This window comes from Breznakia pachnodae, assembly GCF_030814225.1.
GTDB lineage: Bacteria > Bacillota_I > Bacilli_A > Erysipelotrichales > Erysipelotrichaceae > Breznakia > Breznakia pachnodae.
Genome location: NZ_JAUSUR010000001.1, coordinates 202,242 through 225,077 on the forward strand (window position 1 = coordinate 202,242; position 22,836 = coordinate 225,077).

The following is a 22,836-nucleotide window of genomic DNA, read 5'->3' on the forward strand; positions in this document are numbered from 1 at the left end:
GCATATGATTGAATAGTAACTTTACACCATCTTAATAGACACTTTACTCCACCTTAATTAGTATTTTTTTGAGTAGTAAGTATGCAGAGCTATTTTCATTATTGCTAAGAACACAGCACACACAATCAATGTTGCAAATACATACTTATTAAAATATGCACTGATAGTCCCCGTAATAATAAACACATATGCACACCACAGGATTGGTTGTCCACCCGTTTTAGCATCAATAAATTGTAAACGTTCATCTTCTTCCTTAATTTTCTCTATTTTTAACTTCTCTTCATCTTTTGATATTTTGTAATATCGAAATGCCTGAGCAAAACAAGCTACAGTGACTGATCCTGTTAATCCAACCTGAAATCCACTGATGAAAGAATTGTAATGTAAATCCCCTGTTGAAGGTTCAAATAGATTTAGAATTACAACGATAACAACAATTAGTGCAATTCCTCCTCCAATAGATAACAATAAAATTCGCTTTTTTAAACTTTGTCTATATGCTTCCATTTACTCAACCTCCGAAAAATCAAATACCTCTTCAATTGACAATCCAAAATAATTTGCAATTTTATATGCCAACTGTAAAGATGCAGTGTACTTCTCTACTTCTAATGAAGTAATTGTTTGTCTGGTCGTACCAACAGCCAATGCCAGTTCTTCCTGTGAGAGCTTTCGCTCTTTTCTAAGTTCTTTAATTCTTGTTTTCACTACATCACCTCTTTTGCAAAGTGAACTTTACATAAAAAGTATAGTACACTTTGCATTTTATGTCAACACTATATTTAAAAATTCATTTGACTATCTAAAATATGAATTAAATTTTATAATAAAATTAATAAAGGAGAGAAATTATGGATAAAACGGTTTTATATGATTTAAGTTATGGTCTTTATGCAATCGGAACAAAGGATGGGAGTCGCAATTGCGGTTGTATTGTAAACACAGTATTTCAAGTGAGTAATGAAGGACCATTAATTGCAGTTAGTTTAAACAAAGATAATTACACAACTTCATTGGTACAAAAAAATAAACGTTTTTCAGTATCAATTTTATCAGAATCAACAAATTCAAAAGTTATACAGGATCTAGGATTTCGCAGTGGTAAAGATAATGATAAATGGGATGATTTAGTTCATACTGAAGTAAATGATTTACCAATTGTAAAAGATAACTGTAATGGGTATATGATTTGTGAATTAGTGGATACTATGGATGCAGATACACACTTGATTGTACTTGCCAAAGTAAAGAATGCAGGACGTGATTGTGATGTTCCACTAATGACTTATGCTTACTATCATAATGTAATTAAAGGAAAAGCACCAAAGAACGCTCCTACTTATCGTGAAGAAGAAGTTACAGGTGATAAATGGGTTTGTCCTTTATGTGGATATGTATATGATGGTGATGATTTTGAAGGTGAACCTGATACTTACAAATGTCCAATTTGTAATGCACCAAAAGAATTATTCGAAAAGAAATAGCTTTAAAAAAGACGATTTTGCCAAAACATAATCGTCTTTTATAATGTCTTAAAGTAATCCAGTAATATAATTGAAGTTAATTTTATTTCTTTATCATTCAAATAAGCAAGTGGACTTTCATCCTGTACATGAAAACATAAACGATAGGCACATAATGCCTGATAGATAAAATCTTTCTTTCCTGCTCCATAACGGAAATCTCCCAACAATGGATATCCTTCAGACGCAAACTGTGCACGAATCTGATGCGATTTACCACTATGTAGTTCTACCTCAACCAAACTGATTTTATTTCTTACATCAAGAACTTTATACTCTAATTTAACTTCTTTAGAACCTACTTTCAGATTTTTTGATATCTCAATCTTCTGATTTTCTTTTTTATGATAATGAACCCAAGTATCATGTTTTTTTGGTAGTATTCCTTCTATTAATGCTAAATAGAATTTATCTATATATCCTTCACGAATAAATCGATTGACTTCACGCAGACTCTCAGCATTTTTCGCACCAATGACAAGTCCCTGTGTATTACGATCAATCCGATGTGCCAAGGAAGGGGTGAAGCTTTGTTCATCTTCATAGTGATATTCACTCTTCTCATATAAATACTTTTTCATTCGATTGACTAATGTATCACTACTCTCATGAATATCTCCATGAGTTAACAATCCAACTGGTTTATTCATAACGATAATATTTTCATCTTCATATACCACATCAATATCACTATTTACCTGAAGAAATGTAGTATCCTTTTCTACATCAAAAAATTCTTCAGCTATATACAAGCGAAGAATATCATTTTCTTCCAGACGTTGATCAATCTGACAACGCTTTCCATTTACTTTTATCTTCTTATTTCGGATATATTTATACATTAGATTTTTTGGTAATTTTGGAAGTGCTTTACTTAAAAACTTATCTACTCTTTGATTTGCATCATTCTTATTAACTGTAATTTCTCTCATAACATCTTACAGAAAGGCAATTAAAGAAACACCAATCAACACTCCTACCAAAGAACCAAATACTACATCCGTAAAGTAATGTACTTTTAATATCATTCTTGATATTGCTATTAAGGAAGCAAAAATCAATGCAAAAAATCCATAATTAGGATAAAAATACATAATCACCATCGCACAGGCAAATCCATTTGCACTATGACCAGATGGAAACGAAGAACCATAAGGATTATCAATACTGATTTTTATATCTGGATGATCTTCAAATGGTCGATTACGTCTAAAAATTGCTTTAATAAATCCGTTATTAACAGCATTTACAATTAACATTACAATTACCAAAGCAATTGCAAGTTTACGTTCACCTCTAAAATATGCAGCTACACAATAAATAATCCAAATCAGACAAAAGTCTCCTAAGAATGTAAAAAACTTCATAAATTTTTCTAATATTGGATTATTTAGTTTGTCATTTATATAATATAATATTGTATCATCGATTCGATTCATTTCATCACCTTTTGTAATTATATCCTATTCCAGCAAAAAAGAATAGCGTGTCTATTCTTTTTCTTTTATATGTTTTCTTTTAATATTTTACCTAAACGTTGTAACCCATCCACAATTCTTTCTTCATCCATATTAGAGAAATTAATTCTGAATGTATTTTCATGCCCACCATTGGGAAAGAATGATCCACCTGGAACAAATGCAATATTCTGTTCTAAGCTTTTCACTAAAATATCTCTTGCATTGCAGTGCTCAGGCAACTCTACCCAAGCGAACAATCCCCCTTGCGGACGTGTGAATACTACAGACTTTGGAAAGTATTGTTCCATAGTTTCTACTGCAAGGTTTCTGCGATTCAAATATACTTTTCTTATTTTACTGATATGTTTATCATAATCATAGTGTTCCAGATATTTCGCAATTGCAATCTGTGACATTGTATTACACTGTAAGTCTGAACCTTGTTTCACTAATACAAATTGACGTGTAATTTCCTTTGGTGCTGCAATCCAGCCAATACGATATCCTGGACAATAGGTTTTTGAGAATGTCCCTGTACACATACAATATCCTTCTTTATCAAATGATGCAATCGATGGCAGAAACTCACCTTCAAAGCGTAATTCACCATAGGGATTATCTTCAATAATTGGAATCTGATATTGGTTTGATAAAGCAGCTATTTTCTTTCTTCTTTCCAAACTCCATGTTCTTCCTGTAGGATTTTGAAAGTCAGGAATTACATACATACACTTAATTCGATCATTCGTCTTTAACGCCTCTTCTAAGGCATTCATATCCATTCCATCATCATCGCAAGGGATTTCCAAGAACTTCGCTCCAAACATCTTAAATGCACTGATAGCAGCAAGATATGTAGGACATTCACAAACTACAATATCATCTTCATCAATGAATACTTTTCCAGCCAAATCCAGTGCCTGTTGTGAGCCATGAGTAATTAAAATATTATCTTCATCAAACTTGGTTCCCAAACGTAAATTCATACGATTCGCAATCCAATTGCGTAATGGCTGATATCCTTCTGTTGTTGTATATTGAAGAGCCTTATCCCCTTCTTCATCTAATACCAAATTATTGATGTGCTTTATTTCTTCAATTGGAAATAATTCAGGAGCTGGTAATCCACCAGCAAAAGAAATGACTTCTGGTCGTTCCGTAATTTTTAATATTTCTCTTATCTCTGAAGCCTTTAATTGACTCATTCTTTTAGCTAGTTTCATCATACTCCCCCTTAAATATTTTCTTAGATTATACCACTATGAACTGATGAATACTAGACTAACTTATGATAAGAAAAACATAATGACCTAGCCATTATGCTTCCTTTTTACGTTTTAGATATTCTTTGAATGTAGTTGGTGTTCGTTTTAACAACCAAGTTAATACATTAGCATTTCCATGAATTCCATATTTACTATATGTTTTTGATAACTCTCTGAATGCCTCTCTACCATATACATTTTCCAAATGAATACTATCCATCAGTACTTCAATGTCAATTCGTTCTGCCTTAGCCTTCTCATTATAAACTTCATTAAACTGCTCTACCAGATCAATTGGTGAAAGAACATCATTTCCTACTAACTCATAAGTAGCACCATTATGCTTATCTGTTTCTTTTAATACAGTTGCTGCAACTTCACCAACATCATCACTATCCACATAGGATAAAGGTGTATCAATATCATAGAAAATTGTATATTTTCCAGTTTCCTTTACTACTTCTGGATGGAAGTTATGCATATAATGCATTGGTTGTAAAATTGTATAATTCAGATGATCAGTTAATCCTTTGTATACCAGATACTCTTCTATTTTCATTTTCGCAGTATGTTGCAACAGCGTACTCATAATTGAGTGAGTCACCGACATCAACACAAACTGTTTCACATTTGCCTTAACTGCTTCATCAATCAATGCTTTTCCAATGTAGTATTCTTCAGCGGCAAATAATGGTGGTATAAACAATACTTGGTCAACACCCTGTAATGCAGTTCTGATAACTGAAATATCTGTTAAGTCACCAACAACCACGTCCTTTACTCCATGGCTATCTTTCAGATTTTCCACTTCTGCATTAATATCTGTTGCTCTTACATCCAAACCAGCCTTTACTAACTGTGTAATAATACTTTTTCCTGTATTTCCATTTGCACTTGTTACTAAGATCATAAAATATCCTCCTGTTTCTTATTACTATTATAATTTGTTTTCTAATGAATTGCATAGTACAGACATGAAATTAATAAATTTCTTTCGCATCCTTCGCTAATTCTTTTACATGCATTAGAAAGGCTCTACTATTAATTGCATGGTTTTTATCATACTTAAAATCGAATACATTGTTAATTGCATCAGTTAAATCATCAAATAAATCAGTCATTGTAATCACTGCATTCCACAGCGCTTTAAGATCACAAGATGAAAAGGTATTTATATAACGATCATACTCTTGAGGAACTGATGCAGACATTAGTTTCCCTGACTTTCCTGCACTCTTTTTGAAATCTGTATGTAATCCAAAATACCAAGAAAGCATTCGAAATAATTCGGTTCGTAAAAACACGAATTGATCTTGTACATATACAACCTCTTCTCTCCATAATCCTTTCGTAATATTATTGAGACACCACCAGAACTCCATATAAGTGCATTCAAATGCTTCCTGTGTTGGTTTCTTTACCCAATAATTTTGATCATTTGATATTACTGACTTTGGTAGTTTTCCAGTTTCATCATAAAGTAGTTGATATAAACTATCACTCGCACCATGTTTCAATGTATACTCTAATGTTTCCACATGTAAGTCAATTCGATTTCCATCACTTAACTGAATCAGCCAGCCATAACAATTCACTGGATCTGAGGGAACGAATATATTAGTTTCTGGATAACTTAAATATAATCGTTCGCCAAAAATATTAATCCACTCTTTATCTTCTATAAAAGGAGTTGTATCTTCCACCACATAAACTACATCATAATCCTGAAAGATATCTTTCTTAATTGTTGGATTGGTTCTTGAACCATTCATATAAGCTCCTATAATACGAGTATCTTCTTTTGCTACTTTAACTAATAATGCTAACATTTCCTTCTCATTACGCATAAGTATCTCCCATCATCTATCTAAAATTATTATAACAAATATTCTTATAAATTCATTAAGCGAATGAATTGCATCTCAATATAATTATGGTATTATATAGTTAGTTAAAGTTAACTTACAAGGAGGAAGAAGTTATTATGGAAAATAGTTTAAATAAATTATTATCAGATTTAGTAGTAGAATACCACAAATTACAGAATTTTCACTGGTATGTGAAAGGTAAAGATTTCTTTACAGCACATGCTAAACTAGAAGAATTATACGATTATATTAATGAAGCAATTGATGAAGTTGGAGAATTGATTCTTATGATTGAGGGAGAACCAAAGGCTTCTCTTGCAGACTTCTTAAAATTATCTTCGATTAAAGAAGCAGATGCAAAACACATTGCTTCAAAAGACATTTATAAAGAAGTGTTAGCTGATTTCAATTTCTTATTAAAATCAGTAAAAGAAATTAAACGTGATGCTGAATTAAAAGAAGTTGATGTGGTAGCAATTCAAATGGATGACTACATTAAAGAATTTACAAAATCTATTTGGATGATTTCTCAAGTAGTTGAATAAGTCAATAAATAAGAGATAGCAATTTGCTATCTCTTATTTTTCTTTACAATCTCACTACCTTTGGTAATTAATAATGGTTTGTTTAACCATTCTAAATTTTGCCAACCTTCTTCTTTGGTCACAATGTCATATCCACTTTGTAAGAAATCCAACAATGCCTGTTCAGGATCATCATAACTTATAATATCTTTTAAGCTGACGAAGAACTCAGCTTTTTCTTTGCTATAATATGCTTTATCCGGTTTAATTGGTGCATCACTTAAATCTTTGCTAAGAAATGGATAAGGAAGCACAAAGAATGCAGGTTCATCCACCATATCATCCCCAGGCCAGAATCCAAACTCAAGCATTTGTTCATCAAATGCTGTTTTTTCAATTACACCATTGCCTGTAAACGGCTCTTCTTTTCCACTAAATAATACAGTTGAAACATCAAATGTTCCCCAGAAGAATGATGGTAATATTTTCTTTCCTCTAAATGTTGATACAAACTTTAATAATGTATTATGAGCAAAGGTACACATTCTAAAGAAATCAAGTGCGCAACTGCTATCATAGGTTCTTGGTGTTGTATCATCTTCAAATGGGGTTCTGGTACTCATTTCCATTGGTGTAGTGCAGATTTCTGTTTCACACATAACATCGCTTAGCATACGATTAAACAAGCTGTAGTACTCACTGATTGACTTCCCTGTTTCAAAAGAGAATCCACTAGTTCTTCCATCAACTCCACTAGTGATTACACGGCCTTCCTTAATCATCAATGAAATCGTAAAACTATTTTCACCATTTGGAATTAAACCTGTTGTAAACCCATCTGCAGTTAACTGCAGTAAGGTATGATTCCACTGTGGTTGTGGTTCCATTCTCGTTAACTTTGCCTTTCCTAACATCTGTGAAATCAAATGCAGCGTTAATGCCGTATCTTTCCATTCACTGTAATTTAAAACTTTCATTAATCCTTCCTCCTTTTAATTACATTTATCAATACTGTAATTATAGCATTCACAACTTAGAATGTTCACAATAACGAATGACAAAAAAGATGATGCTTTCGCATCATCTAAACTTTAAATACTATTTCATCAAGACCGTTATCTTTTTTATCTTCACTGTCTTTTGTATCATCCGAAGTTTTTTCTTTATCTTTTGTTAAATCTTCAATTCGCTCTTTTACTTCTGGAATCACCTTTTCTTCAACAACTGCAGCAATATTTTCAATTACCTGTTGCTTATCAGTTTTCTTTTTCTTCGTTTCTTTTGCTGGTTTGTCTGACTCTTCTTTTTCAACGACTTCCGGTTTTATAACCTCGTCTTCTGCCTTTGAAGCATCAAGTGCCATCTTTGTACCTGCAAATCCATTAAGAATAGCAGCTAAATCAATACCAGTTCCTTCTTTTAAACCCTCTACTACTCCCAGTGAAGATTTCAAAGTGTCACCAACCATCTTTTCAGCATTTCCATCACCAAACATAATAATTTTTTCTGTTTTCGATAATGGTTCTGCTGCACCTTTCACGATTTCTGGTAATTTTTCAATTAACATTTGTGATAGCGCTGATTGTGTATAACGGTTTAAGGCTTCTGCTTTACGTTCAATAATTTCAGCTTCTGCAAGCCCAACCTGACGAATTGCTTCCGCACGTTTTTGCTCTGCTTCTGCTTCTCTTTCAATTTCGAATGCTAACGCTTCTGCTTCTTTTTTACGTTTGAACAATTCTGCTTCCGCTTTTTGTTGTTCACGATAACGATCCGCATCGGCAACCTTCTCTACTTCAGCACGAAGTGCATTCTCACGTACTTCAATTTCTTTTTGTTTTTGTTCTGCTTCACGTTCTGTTTTCGCAATCTCAGCATTCACTGTTTCAACTTCAATTTGCTTTCTTGAAATCTGTTGTGCAATTGAATACGAAGCATCTGATTTCGCTTGTTCAGTATCTGCCTGCGACTTCAATGTTGCACGTTTAATTGCAAGTTCATTTTGCGTAATTGCAATTTGCGTTTGTGAAGTAACATCAGCATCATTTGCCTGTGAGTTTGCCTGTGATTGAGCAATCTTAATATCACGCTCAGAGTTAGCTCTAGCAATTGCTGCTTCTTTTTGAATCTTTGTAACATTATCAATCCCTAAGTTTTCAATAACGTTGTTATCATCAATAAAGTTTTGAATTGTAAGGTTAATTACACTTAACCCCATGTTTGATAGTTCTTTTGTTGTACTCTCCTGTACATTTTGAGCAAATACATCTCTATTATGTACAAGTTCTGTAAGTTCCATCTGTCCAATGATCTCACGCATATTACCTTCTAAGACTTGTTGTGCGATTGCTGAGATATAGTTCTTATCCTTATTCAAGAAGTTTTCAGCTGCTCTGCTTACTGACTCAGGATCTGAACTTACCTTTACATTGGCAACTCCATCAACACGAACATTAATAAACTCTTTTGTTGGTACAGCTGTTTCGGTTTTAATATCTACCTGTACCAGACTTAGTTCTAATTCATCTTTTCTTTCCAGAAATGGAATTTTAATACTCGCTCTTCCAATAACATATTTTGCATTCTTTCTAAGACCTGAAATAATATAAACTTTATCAGGTGGTGCCTTAACATAACCAGACACGATAATGATTAGAACAAAAAGCCCAACCAAAATGGCCAGAAAGATTGACCAGTTTTCTAAAATATAATCCATTTAGTTCCCTCCGTTTTACTTAATCTCTATTATATCGAAACTAAGCAAGAAAAGATATAGTTACTTGAATGATTCAATCAAAACATATTTATTTATTGTAACAATTCTACAGTTCATTCTATTGAATAAAATTAGCAAAAATATGATATAATTAGCACAATTATTTAAATAATCATTTATTATGGAGGGACTTTTATGTCATATAACATTTATTTTACAAGAAGTGATGAATACTTTGATGATTCTTCACCTATCACACTAAAAGAGGTGGAGGAATTACAAGAAAAACTACCTAGAAATTTCTACTTTGATTATAGTGGAATAGTAACTACAACCACTCCTGATGGGAAAACTATATCAGCTGAGGTTGGACCTTATCTTTATTATTTAAACGAAAATGATTTAAATAGTAAAATATGTATTTACTTTTACTCTGGATGTCCGTTCTTCTCAGTGCGAGATGAAAAGAAAATGCTTCCGTTATTGGAACTTGCTGATTTATTACAAGCTAAATTACAAGGTGAAGAACTCGAAGTATATACTGAAGATTCTATTTTAAATATCAATGATAATTTTGAAAGTAATGATACTACTACAAGCAATAATAACCAAAACGATAAGAAAGGGTTTTTCAAAAAGTTATTTAAAAAATAAAAATCATGCTATATACGAACATAATTGATGTTCGTAAAAATGAAATACATAAAAAGTGATGCGCATATGTAAATGTACATCACTTTTTATAGAATTACTGTAAATATTCTTTGTATCTCTCTACAAATTCTTTTGGTACTCTTGCAATTACATGAATTCCATTTTCTTCATTTTCGTGCAAGGTAATATCAAATTTCTCATTCATCGAAGATACAGTTGATCCCATTGCATATGGAAACAAGAAGTCTCCATCGCAATAATCATTAAATAAATGTTCAGCAATCTTTGACTTTAAGGTATCAATACCTGTTCCCTGTGTTGCTGAAAGATATACACTTTCGCCTGACTTGGGAATATCAATATCCGTTACATCGATTTTATTATAAACATCGATAATTGGTACATCCTGAACCCCAATGTCTTCCAATGTCTGCAATGTTATTTGTTTCTGTTCTTTGTAATGAGGATTACTGATATCAATAATATGTAATAATAAATCCGCTTCATTTACTTCTTCTAGAGTAGAACGAAATGCTTTGATTAAGTGGTGTGGCAACTTATCAACAAATCCTACTGTATCCGTTAATAAACATTCACTATTCTTACCTAACCCAATTCTGCGTACTCTTGTCTCTAGTGTCGCAAACAACATATCTTTTGCAAATACTTGCTTTTCTTCATCGTCCTGAATAAGTGCATTCATGAGTGATGATTTACCTGCATTCGTATAACCAACCAAAGCAACTGTCTTAATATCCGCCTTTTTACGCTTCTCACGCTGCGTTTTACGTTCCTGAACCATTTTCTTTAGTTCACTTGTTTTCTTTGTTATTCTGGCTTCTATTTGACGACGATTCAATTCTAGTTTGGTTTCTCCACCACCACGGTTGGCAAGGCCTTCACCTCCACCACCACCCTGGCGGTCCAATTCATCATTCATTCCAATTAATCTTGGTAACTCATATTGCAGTTGACTAATTTCAACCTGTAATTGTGCTTCTTTAGTGCTTGCACGACTGGCAAATATTTCCAGAATCACCATTGTTCGATCAAGTACTTCGCAAGGTAGTAATTCACTTATGTTGCGAAACTGTGAAGGAGAAAGTTCATCGTTAAATAATACGGCATCAATTTCTTTTTTTTCTACCTGATCTGCAATCTCCTGCAGTTTACCTTTTCCCAAATATAAAGTTGTTTTCGTATGTTCCATTTTTTGAGTAACTTCACCTACTACCTCATAAGAGCAGGCTTCAGCTAAGTTACCAAGTTCTATCATTGTATATTCAAATGTTGTATCTTGCTGGCTTTCCACTCCAACCAGCAGTACTGTTCTGTTTTCTATTTCTTTCATATAAGACCTCCTATTTTCACAAAACCACAGAATAACTCTATGACTCAAGTAAATAAAACAGAGAATCTTTTAACTTAATAAATAATTCGCTTTCTAGGCTACTTGTATAGAGTTCACTTTTATAAACTAATTATTCTCTTTCTTATTGAGTACATGTTTATATACCTCCATTTCATTTTGTTACAATACCATAGAACCCTTAAAAACTCAACTCTTAACCACTTTCATCGAGATACGAAGAATGTAGTCTTCAGGAATTCTGGTTGATATTTCGTTCAACAAATAATCCTCATAAATATCTCGATCGACTTTATAGCCTTGTTCCTTTATAAACGTAAACATCTGATTATAAAAATCGGCTCGATCTTTAAAGTCACCATATGTATATCCAACCGCATATAAACCTTCTGGCTTATACATGTTTGAAGTTGGAACACAATAATAAAACTGTGATGCATCATCAAATCCTTCATCTTTAAAATGATTTGCATCAATATGAATCCCCCATGGAAATGCACATTCATATCCCTTTGATGCAGCATCTTGATAAAACTTAGTAACCATTTTTGATAATGTATTCTTTTCTGAATTACTTCGATAAGTATTCTTCCCTAAAAAAATAGCTTCTTTTTCACGATATTCTATTCCTATACTTCCTACTTCAATATTACTTGCCAGTTGAGCCATAGCAACCTGCATATCCATCATATCTTTAATCTGATTTAATTTTTCTATTTCAGATTCTATTGTTTTCTTTTGCTTAGTAAACAAATCAATCATCGTAGCTGGTGTACGTTTATCTGTAAACTCTTTGATTTCATTTAAAGTCATTCCAATTTCCTTTAATGTCCAGATCATATTTACTGTATATAATTTACGATAATAGTAATAACGATAACCATTATCTAATACAATATCTGGAGTAAATAAACCAATTGAATCATAATAAATTAAATTTTTACGACTGATTCCTGATGCTTTCGCAAATTCACCAATCGACAGATATTCTTTACGATCAAAATTTTCCATAGTTACACCTCTAATTTGATTTTAGGTGGATTGCACATAACTGTCAAGTTACTATACGTTAAAACGAAAAAGACAATGATTGCTCACTGTCTAGAATACTTCTATTGTATAAGATGTTGTAAACTCTTTACCAGGTTCCAACAGCATTGTTCCCTCTCTTTTTTCAAATGGTAAATCATTCTTTTCAAAATCACCATGAGAATACCAAGGTTCAATACAAACAAATGGAGCACCTGTTGCATAGGTCCACACTGCAAGAATTGGATATCCTTTGATACTCATCTTCACTGAGTGTTTTGGTCCCGTTAATGTAATATAAGAACTTTTCATTCCTTTATAGATCAATGTAGGATATGTATCAAACGTAGTGTAATCCATTGGTATAGATGAAATTGTTCTTTCTTCATAATGATGAGGTGTTTCACGTCTAGGATCACTTATTAATTGTTGTAGGTGTTCCTCGGTTTCAAAATCAATACGATAATCCTCAAACTTTTCACCTTCCAAGATTGGACAATTAAATCCTGGATGCAATCCAAATCCAAATGGCATTATTTTCTTACCTTCATTTCTAATTACATAAGACACCTCAACAACACCTTCATTTAATGTGTACGTGATTTCATACATAAAATCAAATGGATATTGCTTCTTTGTGGCTTCATCAGCTTTCAGCTGAAATGTAATTGATGTATCACTTTGATTTACACATTCTAAATCAGCATAACGAATCAATCCATGATTTTTCATCTGATACTCTTTTCCATCTATTTCATAAGTACCACTAAATGTATTTCCAACCATTGGAAACAATGTTGGATTTTTCCCTGTCCAATATGCATCACTTCCCTGCCATAAATACTGAACACCTGTCTTTTTACTAGTTAATGAAGTCATTTCTCCACCCTTAGTTGTAAACTCTACTTCGATTTGATTATTATGTATTTTCATAACAGCCTCACTTTCCATTCCTATTTTATCACGTTCATTCCCCCTTGTGTACTACGCTTGACACATTTGCAAAAAGAACTTATGATAAGAGTGTAAAGTGAAGTGTAAATATCCCTTTCCTATCTTCCTACTTCACTTTACACCCTATTTAAAAGGGATTTTTTTATTTATAAATAACAATTAATAGTATTCAATATATAATTCAAGAGATAAATTGTGTGACAATTATCTCTTTTTCTTAAATTTTTATGATTTCAAGCACCTTTCAATTAGTGTTCACAAAACAAACACAATTGGTGTGTATACTTGGAATCAGTTAGATAAGTTTCTTTCTCTCTCCCTAATAATCTTTTCTTCTTATCTAACTTTCCCTCAAAAAAGGTTCCCTGAAGGAACTTTTTTTCTTATATTCTTTTTTTGAGCTCCTTTGATAATTTATTCAAGGTACTCTTTTTTCTTGTCTTCTTAAACAAAGCAACAAAAACCATTAGAATTACAATCCCTGCAATACCTGCATAATATAGTAAGTCCTTTTCTTCTTCCGGTTCAACTCCACTCCACATATTCAGTTGCTTGCTCTTTGCTTCGTCTTCTAAGCCATATAACTCATCCGTATATACATAATCACCATAGATGTACTTTACTTCTGCCAAGCCCTGTTCTACAAGCTCTGCCTGAAGTAATTCCCCATCGACAAAAATCCATGCCAATAAACGATCATACTTATCACGCATATTACTTGGCTCATATTCAAATGAAATAACTTCTGCTTCATTTAGACGATCACATACATATTCACTAGCCTCTTTTCCATAGGCTTCTTTTTCTTTGGTATACTCTGGTGCATTAATTGCCAGAAATCGTACCTTTTCTTCTTCCCCATCCACAATAAAAGCCGCTGTATCACCATCAATACATCGACTTAAAGTTACTTCCTCACGCTCTTGTTGCGCGAATACATCAGAAGATAAAGCCACGATTATGCAACTGCACATAATCACGATTAACTTTCTCATTGTAATTTAGAAAACATCTCCTCATATATTTCTTTGACTTCTTCTTTCTCATCATCGCTCATTTTACGTTCTGTAGCATCATGATCATCAAGTGTACCCATATGATGAGCCACAACTTCTCCATCTTTCACTACAATTACTTCAGGAACATAAATACGTGGATTCCCATCATCGTCTTTGTCTAATCCATAAGCTGCATCAAGAATATCAGTTGCTGCTTGTTCCCATTCAGGATTTTCTTGATTAATATCACTCTTTTTATTTACATAATAAATAGATAATTCTTTTTCTTTAGCAACTTCATTCATAATTGGAAGTGCTTCAATACACCATGGACATGTTGGATAACCAAAATAGATAATTCCATCAAAATCATCAGTTTCTAACAACTTTGTTGCTTCATCAAAATTGATTTCAAGAAATACATGATCTTCATCATCAAAGTTCTCATACCCACTCATATCTGCTGTATCACAATCTAAGTCCACATCACATACATTTTTATTTCCAGTTTCTTCTTCCTTACCTGAGTCACAGGCAAATAGAATAAAACTCATACTTAATAATAACAGTCCTATTTTTTTCATTTCAATTCTCCTCCAGGATCAACGATAACCTTTATATTCTTCTTCTTTAGTCGGTTATTAATAAATTCACTGAATAAGTCATAAGCCAACGCTGTCACTGGAACTGCTAAAATCATACCAACAAACCCAAAGAAATCTCCTAGTACAAAAATCGATAATAACACCCATATTCCTGGTAGCCCAATACTGTTTCCAACAATTTTTGGATAAATAACCTGACCTTCCAAATTTGATAAAATCTGGAAGATAATAATAAACCAAATGGCTTGAACTGGATCAAATGCGAAAATCAATACAAAATCAATCATCATTGCAAAGATTGGTCCAAAGACTGGAACAATACTACATACAGTAATAATTGCAGCTGATAACTCTGGTAATGGATAATCAAGAATCAAAAATACAATATAGAACATAATCCCTTTGATTGCACAATCCACTAACTGTCCACCAACATATTTGGTAAAGATAAAGTTTGCTTTTTCACCAATTCTAAATATTTTATTACTTTGTCTTAATGTAAATGCAGCAAGAATTACTTTACGTAACTGATAAATCAGTTTCTCTTTTCCTGCCAACAAGTAGATACTTAAACAGAATGCCAAGAACCACTGTAGGAATGCATTGGTAAATGCAACTGCATTGGTTACAACTCCTTGTGTGAAATCACCAAAGAATTTGATGATTTGTTGGAAAACTTCTGTATCACTTGACATGTTTTGAAGTTCTTTAATATATGGAATATCCTGTAATTTAAAATCAATATTAAAATCTTTCAAAATATCATTTACGGAATTTACACTAGAATTAATCAAGGTATTAAAGCTCTTAAATACTTCTATAATACTTTCTGATATCTTTGGTAAAATAATAATCATCAGTAAGTATATTAAAATTGCTGCCAGAATCAATGTCAATAGAATCGATACGGTTCTAGCAAAACGAAGTATAAATTTATTGTTTCGAAACACTTTATTCCAACCTTGCTCAATTTTACGCATTGGAATGTTTAATATAAACGCAATTCCAATGGCAATAAACAATGGTTGCAATAATCCAAGAATTAAAAATAACGTATCAAAAATCACCTTATAATTAAGTACTATAACCAGCAGTACAATTACATAAGTACATATGAAAATGATATTTTTATTCTTTTCTAAAAACTCCTTCATTTGTTACCTCTCATAACTAACACTATTATATAATTTTTTTCGAATTAAGAAAACTATTTCGTTATCCGATTATTCACAACAGCAATGGTTTCACCATTATGTTTTATAACTTTAGTAATTCGATCACTTAACAAACACAAAACCTCATAAGGAATCATTTCAAGCTCATGTGCCACCTTAACAAGTGGAATATGTTCGCCAATAATCTCTACAGGTGTTCCTACAGGATATAGTTTATCAACTCGTATCATTGTCTGATCCATACAGACTCTTCCTACAATTTCATAAGGATGAGTGTCAATACAAACAAATCTTCCTTGATTTTTTCTTAGAAAACCATCTCCATAACCAATTGGAATTGTTGCTATAAAACTATCATTCAGACAAGTATAAGTAGCACCATAACCAATTGTTTCACCTTTCATCACTTTCTTTATATGCGTTATTGTCGAGTATAAAGAAAGAACTGGTTTTACTTGTAAAGGACTTTCCACACTTTTAATTCCATATAATGCCAGTCCTACACGAACAGCATTACTACGTTCATCATGATAAGAAAGTGTTGCATCACTATTGGATGTATGAATCCATTTAAACTTATGTGGAATCAAATCAACAATCTGATAAAACCAGTTTGATTGCTTCTCACATAATGCTTTATCTTCATTATCCGCACTGTGATAGTGAGTATAAATACCTTCAATGTTTACCTTTAAATCTTTAAGATACTGAAATGCTTTTTTTATTTCATCTAATCGTTTGAACCCAATTCGGTTCATTCCTGTATCAATTTTTAAGTGTATTCTTAGTTTTGTCATATCTACATTATTCGTTTTTATATGCTCTAACCATTCATAAGAAAAGATACTGATTGTTATATTCAAACGAATTACTTCTTCAATACTATCCGGATCTACATATCCTAAAATAAGAATATCTCCTTCAAATCCCTGATTACGTAAAGAATAGGCTTCATCATAAGATGAAACACAAATGTAAGGACAACCATTTTCATAAGCCGTCTTTGCTATATAGTAATCAGAGTGTGAATATGCATTTGCTTTGCATACACAAAAAACTGGTTTGTTTGTATATTCTTGAAGATGTTTTAAATTATCTTCAAATACATTCAAATCAATTTCACTATAAGTTCCACGATAAAGCATGGAATCTCCTAAATAATTTTCGCTGTGTAATATGAAATATATCCAGCATATGCAATCATCAGTGTACGAATAACTCCCATATTGGCAAAATCAGTTAATGATCTTAACGTATCTTGGATACTAAAAGACAGATAAGATAAACTAAAAAAGCCAAAAGCATTCATCCATGAAAAGAAATCTGCTAAAAATACACATATAACAAAACATACAACACTTAGAATAGAAAATTTAATATCTACTCCTCTTCCACAATAACGGATTGCACTACCAATCGCCCATCCAGCACCTAGATAAAGAATCGATAGATACCAGCCAGTTCCAGTAACGATTGCACCTATTATATAGGCACATACAATTGATGTTACAAGCCCTACAGCAATTGCTACAGGAAAGCGTTGTTTGTTTCTTAAGTTGTTTGGATTAAATACATTCATAATCAAACCTCCACTTTAAGTAGTATAGCACAAAATAAAACGATTTAGAATTACTTGCATCTATCTATTATGAAAAAATAAATGAAATATTATCATTCAATAAAACTGAAAAAACAGCAGTAATATGCACTCATTAGAATTAATAATTTTATATATGCATTTTCTTGTTTCCTATGTTATAATATCTTCACTGATATCGGCAGTACTTTATATAAAGATTGCAATTAAAAACTTTTTCAAAAAAGTGAAAAAAAGTGGTTGACATCATTTTCTACAAATGATAGTATATAAAGGCGCTGGATGAGACATCCGCAAGAAAACGACAATGATATTAGATGGAGGTTTAGCTCAGTTGGGAGAGCATCTGCCTTACAAGCAGAGGGTCAGCGGTTCGAGCCCGTTAACCTCCACCATTTATGCCGACTTAGCTCAATCTGGTAGAGCAACTGACTTGTAATCAGTAGGTTGTGGGTTCAATTCCTATAGTCGGCACCATTTTTTTGTGGGGGGGTAGCGAAGTGGCTAAACGCGGCTGACTGTAACTCAGTTCCTTCGGGTTCGACAGTTCGAATCTGTCCCCCCCCACCATTCGTATTGTCTATTTCTTGGGGTATAGCCAAGCGGTAAGGCACCAGACTTTGACTCTGGCATTTCACTGGTTCGAATCCAGTTACCCCAGCCAATTTATTATATGTGACCCGTTAGCTCAGTTGGTAGAGCATCTGACTTTTAATCAGAGGGTCGGGCGTTCGAATCGCCCACGGGTCACCATTCTTAATAAATGCGAGTGTAGTTTAATGGTAGAACTTCAGCCTTCCAAGCTGACTACGTGAGTTCGATTCTCATCACTCGCTCCATTAAGTAAAGTAATCACACTGAAAAGTGTGATTTTTTTATTTCATATGGTTGCCAAAAAATAATACTCCTCATGATTCAAATAGTTATTTCAACCTTTAAGATAACTCTATAATTTTCAACATTAAAAAACACACATTATAAACCAACTTTAAGAAATAGTTAGTTTATAATGTGTGTTTTAATATACAAAAAAGTACGAATCGATCAAATAACCTTTATTATATTTTTTTGACAAACGAAATAAGAAACTTTTTATATGTTGTCTCTTTTGTACTTGGTTAGAATAAGTATCTAATAAAATTTTAAACTTTTGTTTTTCTTTAATTGTTGCATCATTTTTGAAGTACCCCCATACATGTTCACTTGCATTTATAAAACCTGTTTCATTATCATTTAAAATTGCCTTATCAATTAACTGATAAAAACGCAAAGTAAAATTCTTATCTTTATCTTTTAACAATTCACGTATTTCTAAATAATTTTGATGACTTTTCTCTAAAACAATATATTTATACCTTGCCCATTCTTTTTCAATAACAGTAATAGAGAAATTATTGTCATCCATACACAAGCTACATTTAATAGCAGATAAATTTTTATCTTTCACTTCTAGCATAATGTCAATATCTTTTCTATTTAGATGATGCACAAACGCAAGAAACTGTGTTGTATCAATTGTTTTTGAATGTGCTCCTTTTCTTTTTATACTATCTTGTTGTGAATAATGTATTTTTTGAGTACCATCTTCATTTTTCCAACTTTTCTTACACAAATCAATCCAATACTGATCATCTTTATTATCACCATTGTTATTTATTTCATTATGAAGGTTATCAAATACGACTGGAATATTTGTTCTTGAACTTATTTCTAAAACATCCTTTATCGTATATAATTTATCATCATTTTCAATAACCAATCTTTTTTTAACATTATCATTTAAAGTATTATAGTTCTCTATAAATCGTTTCTTTGCTGACGCTTTATCTCCATAAACTCCTCCGATATGTAAAATTAATTTATTAGTACTATCTAGATTCATAGCATCTAAAAATTCACAATGGTAATTTAAATCAGCAATTGCTTTCTTCACTACTTCCGCATCTGGAGAATTTAAAACTGTATATTGTCCTGGATGCATAGAAAGACGAATATTGTATTTTATCGCTTTCTTTCCAATTAACTTTAATTCATTTTTAAATTCATTTTCCCAGTCATATTTTACTGCTTTATGAGATGCCAAGGGAATAATATCTGAACTAATCCGAAACATATATATTTTATTATTATAATTGTATTCCAGCATTGCATCCAATACTCTCAAATTATAGTCAATAATATTCTTCAAATTATCTGGTGTTGCATTTTTTAATGTACAAGTTTTTAAATTATATCCTTGCACTCCTTCCAATTTACATGCATAACCTATTCTCATAATTGCCTCTTTTCTTATCTTTCCTTTTATTCTTCATTTATCCATTCAAATATATAATTAACAGTTTGTTGACGCTGCTGTTGTGGTGAAATAGTTGCATCACCATCACCTGACTGCATACCATATTCCCCATAATAAGCATGATTACCTCCATCTAAAGTAATATGTTTTGTATCACTTGGATAATCTTCTTTTGCCTCTTCAGCTTTATCTTTATTAATTACCTTATCTTTACTTCCTGTAATTGTTAATATTTTTAAATCTGAATCTGATAGGTCTTTATAAGCATAAGACCCCAGAAATACAATTCCTTCTATTTTAGCTCCATATTTTTCAGCAAATATACTAGCAGATGTACCACCTAAAGAATGACCAATTATATACCACTTCTTAATATGAGGATTTTCATCAATTACATTATTTGCCTCATTATTATCTAATATACTCAAACGAAATGGCATTTTCACAATCACTACAGTATCATCGTTTCGATGCAGTTCTTCAGCTAATGGAGCATAGGCCCTTTCATCAACCTTGCCACCAGGATAAACGATAAAACCAATATCACTATTTCCTTCATAGTATAAGTCACCATCTTTATCTTTCATCTTTTCACTGATTGTTATTGCAGCATCAGTTGCATGATAATAATCATTAACATAATATACCAAGAATCCACTAATAAGTAATACAATGGATAATACTCCAATTAAGATTTTCTTTTTGATACTCATACTAATCTCCTTATATAATCATTCTTATTTTATCATTAAAGTAATCTACCAAGAAAAGATTTCACTCCGAATTTAAAATAAGAAACATTATTGATGTTTCTTATAACTCTTTTCTTTTCAGCTCTCCATCACTTATCTCATAAATAACATCACACTTTTTCGCCATCCGTATATCGTGAGTTACCATAATAACACTACGTTTTCCTTCTTTTACAACATTCGCCAACAAATCAATGACCTCATATGCTTTGTCACTGTCAAGTGAAGCAGTAGGTTCATCAGCAAGAATAATCGTTGGTTCATTGTATAAGGCTCTTGCTATTGCAACTCTTTGACGTTGACCTCCTGATAACTGATTTACATATTTATTTTTTATAGAATCAATATCTAACTTTTCAAACAATTCATTTAAATATTCTTCTTTTGGTTTGTGAGTAATTTTATCAATCAAACGAAATTGCTCTTTTACTTTTAAAAATGGTATTAAGTTAGAAGACTGGAAAATAAATCCAATTTTATCAAATCGAAGTTTTGCTTTATCTTTTTCCTGTTGTTCATTAATCTTTTCACCATTCAGATATACAGTCCCTGTTGTCGGTTTCTGTAATAATCCTAGAATTGTTAATAATGTACTTTTCCCTGAACCACTTGGTCCAATAATTGCAACAAACTGATTTTCTTCTATTTCTAAATTGGTTTGTTTTAATGCTTGTATTTTAGTTGTTCCATCTTTAAATTCTTTACTTACATTTTCTAATTTCATAATACTCATAGTTATACCCCCATAGCGATCAGTGGATCGACTTTCGTTGCTGAGCGAACAGAGAATAATGCTCCTATCAGTGAGAAAACAAACATTGACAATAGAATTGCTCCAAACAACAATCCACTAAATTGGAATGGAACGCTTTCTGGCAAAAATAATGATGTCACAAAAGTTAATAATGATCCCGTTGCTGTTCCTATAAATGTAAGAGCCAATGTCTGAGCAATTACACTTCTGCGAATAATCTTATTTGAAATCCCTTGAGCTTTCATTATTCCAAACATTGCTGTTTTCTGTACTGTTAATACATAAATAAAGATACCTAAAACAAAAGCTACAATTCCAATTAGAAATCCAATCATTAAACTAAAAGTTAACACCTGTGGACGATATCCTGGTATCTCATCAATAAACTGATTAATAGTTAATTTATCTAACGATGAATCTTGTATATCTACAGTCCCTTTATAAACAATTCCATTCACCATTGTATTGCTCATCGTTTGAGATGGCATATTAACAAAACTGCGATAATCATCCAGCGATACATAAATCACTGGTGCAGTATTAAACTTTTTATCTTCGCTGAAGCCTACAATTGTCAGTTTTGTATCAAAACTTGACAGTTCTATTTTATCGCCTATTTCATATCCATATTTTGTATTCAAACTACTGTCAACAACTGCCTCATTACTAGCTGCAAACACTTCACCTTCACTAACCTCAGGCATAATAAATCCTTTTTCTTCAATTCCAAAGATATAAGTATTTAGTGTTTCTGACTCTTCATCTCCATCAAGAGAGATGATTGATGCACTTACACTTAATAGTGCACTTTGTTTAGCATCCACTGACTTATATTGTTCCTCATTTAAATACGACATAGTTATTGAATCATTTGCATTCTTATTAAGAATAATTCCATCAGCATCCCATGCATCCACACTCGATCGATTATCACTGGCCAACCCATAGGCTAGTCCACTTAAAAAAATAGTTAGATACGTTGTAAGCATAATAACTAAAATAATTAAAATATATCTGCTCTTTGAAAATAGTATTTCTTTTATTGCTAAAAACATAAAAAAACCCCTTTCCTATCTCTTGGGTTCATTATAAAACGATTCTTCAAAGAAGAAAATTAAAATGCCTACTTTAAAAGCAGGCACCTTAATATAAAATGCACTACAAGGTTATAGATAAAAATTGGAACGATGTTTGGTTACCTTGTATTGCACTTATACTATAGCTTACTGTAAATAAAAACACACCGTCCTGTTATACAAGACAAATTTATCGTCATAAATATAATTTCTTTTCA

Annotated in this window: 24 protein-coding genes and 6 tRNA genes; 9 read left to right on the top strand and 21 right to left on the bottom strand. The window is 32.1% G+C overall.

The features are described 5' to 3' along the window. Window positions 1-57: 57 nt before the first annotated feature. Window positions 58-510 (bottom strand): hypothetical protein, encoded by a 453-nt coding sequence (locus J2S15_RS01010; protein WP_307404612.1) that lies wholly within the window; start codon window positions 508-510, stop codon window positions 58-60. After that, window positions 511-711 (bottom strand): helix-turn-helix transcriptional regulator, encoded by a 201-nt coding sequence (locus tag J2S15_RS01015; RefSeq protein ID WP_307404614.1) that lies wholly within the window; start codon window positions 709-711, stop codon window positions 511-513. 143 nt (window positions 712-854) lie between these two features. Between J2S15_RS01015 and J2S15_RS01020 the strand changes: the two genes are divergently transcribed. Further along, window positions 855-1,487, top strand: coding sequence for a flavin reductase (locus J2S15_RS01020; protein WP_307404616.1), 633 nt, complete (start codon window positions 855-857; stop codon window positions 1,485-1,487). 38 nt (window positions 1,488-1,525) lie between these two features. Here the strand turns inward: J2S15_RS01020 and J2S15_RS01025 are convergent, their stop codons facing one another. The 5 genes from J2S15_RS01025 to J2S15_RS01045 all read right to left on the bottom strand — a co-directional run bounded on the left by J2S15_RS01025 (window position 1,526) and on the right by J2S15_RS01045 (window position 6,098). Then, complete coding sequence (locus tag J2S15_RS01025) at window positions 1,526-2,458, bottom strand: RluA family pseudouridine synthase (protein ID WP_307404617.1); 933 nt, start codon at window positions 2,456-2,458, stop codon at window positions 1,526-1,528. A 6-nt stretch (window positions 2,459-2,464) separates the two neighbouring features. Continuing rightward, the gene (locus J2S15_RS01030; RefSeq protein ID WP_307404619.1) at window positions 2,465-2,965 is read right to left on the bottom strand and encodes a phosphatase PAP2 family protein; all 501 of its coding nucleotides are present in this window, start codon (window positions 2,963-2,965) and stop codon (window positions 2,465-2,467) included. 65 nt (window positions 2,966-3,030) lie between these two features. Next, complete coding sequence (locus J2S15_RS01035) at window positions 3,031-4,209, bottom strand: aminotransferase-like domain-containing protein (protein WP_307404622.1); 1,179 nt, start codon at window positions 4,207-4,209, stop codon at window positions 3,031-3,033. A 94-nt stretch (window positions 4,210-4,303) separates the two neighbouring features. Further along, window positions 4,304-5,161: an SDR family oxidoreductase gene (locus J2S15_RS01040; RefSeq protein WP_307404623.1), complete on the bottom strand. Its 858-nt coding sequence runs from the start codon at window positions 5,159-5,161 to the stop codon at window positions 4,304-4,306. A gap of 70 nt (window positions 5,162-5,231) precedes the next feature. Beyond that, on the bottom strand, window positions 5,232-6,098 hold the full coding sequence (locus J2S15_RS01045; RefSeq protein WP_307404625.1) for an aminoglycoside 6-adenylyltransferase: 867 nt from the start codon (window positions 6,096-6,098) through the stop codon (window positions 5,232-5,234). Window positions 6,099-6,235: 137 nt separating this feature from the next. On the opposite strand from J2S15_RS01045, the gene J2S15_RS01050 reads away from it, so the two are divergent. Continuing rightward, entirely contained in the window at window positions 6,236-6,664 is a 429-nt protein-coding gene (locus J2S15_RS01050) for a Dps family protein (RefSeq protein WP_307404627.1), read from the top strand. Between the two features lie 26 nt (window positions 6,665-6,690). Here J2S15_RS01050 and J2S15_RS01055 read toward each other — a convergent pair whose 3' ends face one another. Next, window positions 6,691-7,620 (bottom strand): DUF5996 family protein, encoded by a 930-nt coding sequence (locus J2S15_RS01055; RefSeq protein ID WP_307404629.1) that lies wholly within the window; start codon window positions 7,618-7,620, stop codon window positions 6,691-6,693. 107 nt (window positions 7,621-7,727) lie between these two features. After that, entirely contained in the window at window positions 7,728-9,359 is a 1,632-nt protein-coding gene (locus J2S15_RS01060) for a flotillin family protein (RefSeq protein ID WP_307404631.1), read from the bottom strand. Window positions 9,360-9,554: 195 nt separating this feature from the next. On the opposite strand from J2S15_RS01060, the gene J2S15_RS01065 reads away from it, so the two are divergent. Next, complete coding sequence (locus tag J2S15_RS01065; RefSeq protein WP_307404633.1) at window positions 9,555-10,013, top strand: hypothetical protein; 459 nt, start codon at window positions 9,555-9,557, stop codon at window positions 10,011-10,013. Window positions 10,014-10,107: 94 nt separating this feature from the next. On the opposite strand, the gene hflX is transcribed toward J2S15_RS01065, so the two are convergent. The 8 genes from hflX to J2S15_RS01105 all read right to left on the bottom strand — a co-directional run bounded on the left by hflX (window position 10,108) and on the right by J2S15_RS01105 (window position 17,722). Further along, window positions 10,108-11,364, bottom strand: coding sequence for a GTPase HflX (gene hflX, locus J2S15_RS01070; protein ID WP_307404635.1), 1,257 nt, complete (start codon window positions 11,362-11,364; stop codon window positions 10,108-10,110). A 207-nt stretch (window positions 11,365-11,571) separates the two neighbouring features. Continuing rightward, window positions 11,572-12,393, bottom strand: a complete 822-nt coding sequence (locus J2S15_RS01075; protein ID WP_307404637.1) for a MerR family transcriptional regulator — start codon at window positions 12,391-12,393, stop codon at window positions 11,572-11,574. 90 nt (window positions 12,394-12,483) lie between these two features. Then, a complete protein-coding gene (locus J2S15_RS01080; RefSeq protein ID WP_307404639.1) occupies window positions 12,484-13,344 on the bottom strand; it encodes an aldose 1-epimerase family protein in 861 nt (286 codons plus the stop codon). A 404-nt stretch (window positions 13,345-13,748) separates the two neighbouring features. Beyond that, the gene (locus J2S15_RS01085) at window positions 13,749-14,360 is read right to left on the bottom strand and encodes a thermonuclease family protein (protein WP_307404641.1); all 612 of its coding nucleotides are present in this window, start codon (window positions 14,358-14,360) and stop codon (window positions 13,749-13,751) included. Next, entirely contained in the window at window positions 14,357-14,947 is a 591-nt protein-coding gene (locus tag J2S15_RS01090; protein WP_307404643.1) for a TlpA family protein disulfide reductase, read from the bottom strand. Before J2S15_RS01090 ends, J2S15_RS01085 begins: the two co-directional genes overlap by 4 nt. Further along, window positions 14,944-16,122: an AI-2E family transporter gene (locus J2S15_RS01095; RefSeq protein WP_307404645.1), complete on the bottom strand. Its 1,179-nt coding sequence runs from the start codon at window positions 16,120-16,122 to the stop codon at window positions 14,944-14,946. Before J2S15_RS01095 ends, J2S15_RS01090 begins: the two co-directional genes overlap by 4 nt. Before the next feature lie 53 nt (window positions 16,123-16,175). Next, window positions 16,176-17,288 (bottom strand): alanine racemase, encoded by a 1,113-nt coding sequence (gene alr / locus J2S15_RS01100; RefSeq protein WP_307404647.1) that lies wholly within the window; start codon window positions 17,286-17,288, stop codon window positions 16,176-16,178. An 8-nt stretch (window positions 17,289-17,296) separates the two neighbouring features. Further along, entirely contained in the window at window positions 17,297-17,722 is a 426-nt protein-coding gene (locus J2S15_RS01105; RefSeq protein WP_307404649.1) for a hypothetical protein, read from the bottom strand. A gap of 337 nt (window positions 17,723-18,059) precedes the next feature. On the opposite strand from J2S15_RS01105, the gene J2S15_RS01110 reads away from it, so the two are divergent. From J2S15_RS01110 to J2S15_RS01135, 6 genes are all read left to right on the top strand, one after another. Beyond that, window positions 18,060-18,135 (top strand) — tRNA-Val (locus J2S15_RS01110). Between the two features lie 5 nt (window positions 18,136-18,140). Next, window positions 18,141-18,217, top strand: a tRNA-Thr gene (locus tag J2S15_RS01115). Between the two features lie 9 nt (window positions 18,218-18,226). After that, window positions 18,227-18,310, top strand: a tRNA-Tyr gene (locus J2S15_RS01120). A gap of 18 nt (window positions 18,311-18,328) precedes the next feature. Beyond that, window positions 18,329-18,404: transfer RNA gene (locus J2S15_RS01125), tRNA-Gln, on the top strand. 13 nt (window positions 18,405-18,417) lie between these two features. Continuing rightward, window positions 18,418-18,493, top strand: a tRNA-Lys gene (locus J2S15_RS01130). 12 nt (window positions 18,494-18,505) lie between these two features. After that, window positions 18,506-18,579 (top strand) — tRNA-Gly (locus J2S15_RS01135). 179 nt (window positions 18,580-18,758) lie between these two features. On the opposite strand, the gene uvsE is transcribed toward J2S15_RS01135, so the two are convergent. The 4 genes from uvsE to J2S15_RS01155 form a co-directional block, all read right to left on the bottom strand. Further along, window positions 18,759-20,015 carry a UV DNA damage repair endonuclease UvsE gene (gene uvsE / locus J2S15_RS01140; protein ID WP_307404651.1) on the bottom strand — a complete coding sequence of 419 codons (1,257 nt, stop codon included), beginning with the start codon at window positions 20,013-20,015 and terminating at the stop codon, window positions 18,759-18,761. 26 nt (window positions 20,016-20,041) lie between these two features. After that, window positions 20,042-20,749, bottom strand: coding sequence for an alpha/beta hydrolase (locus J2S15_RS01145; RefSeq protein WP_307404654.1), 708 nt, complete (start codon window positions 20,747-20,749; stop codon window positions 20,042-20,044). A gap of 100 nt (window positions 20,750-20,849) precedes the next feature. Beyond that, the gene (locus J2S15_RS01150) at window positions 20,850-21,521 is read right to left on the bottom strand and encodes an ABC transporter ATP-binding protein (protein ID WP_307404656.1); all 672 of its coding nucleotides are present in this window, start codon (window positions 21,519-21,521) and stop codon (window positions 20,850-20,852) included. A 2-nt stretch (window positions 21,522-21,523) separates the two neighbouring features. Beyond that, window positions 21,524-22,597, bottom strand: coding sequence for an ABC transporter permease (locus J2S15_RS01155; RefSeq protein WP_307404658.1), 1,074 nt, complete (start codon window positions 22,595-22,597; stop codon window positions 21,524-21,526). Window positions 22,598-22,836 lie beyond the last annotated feature (239 nt).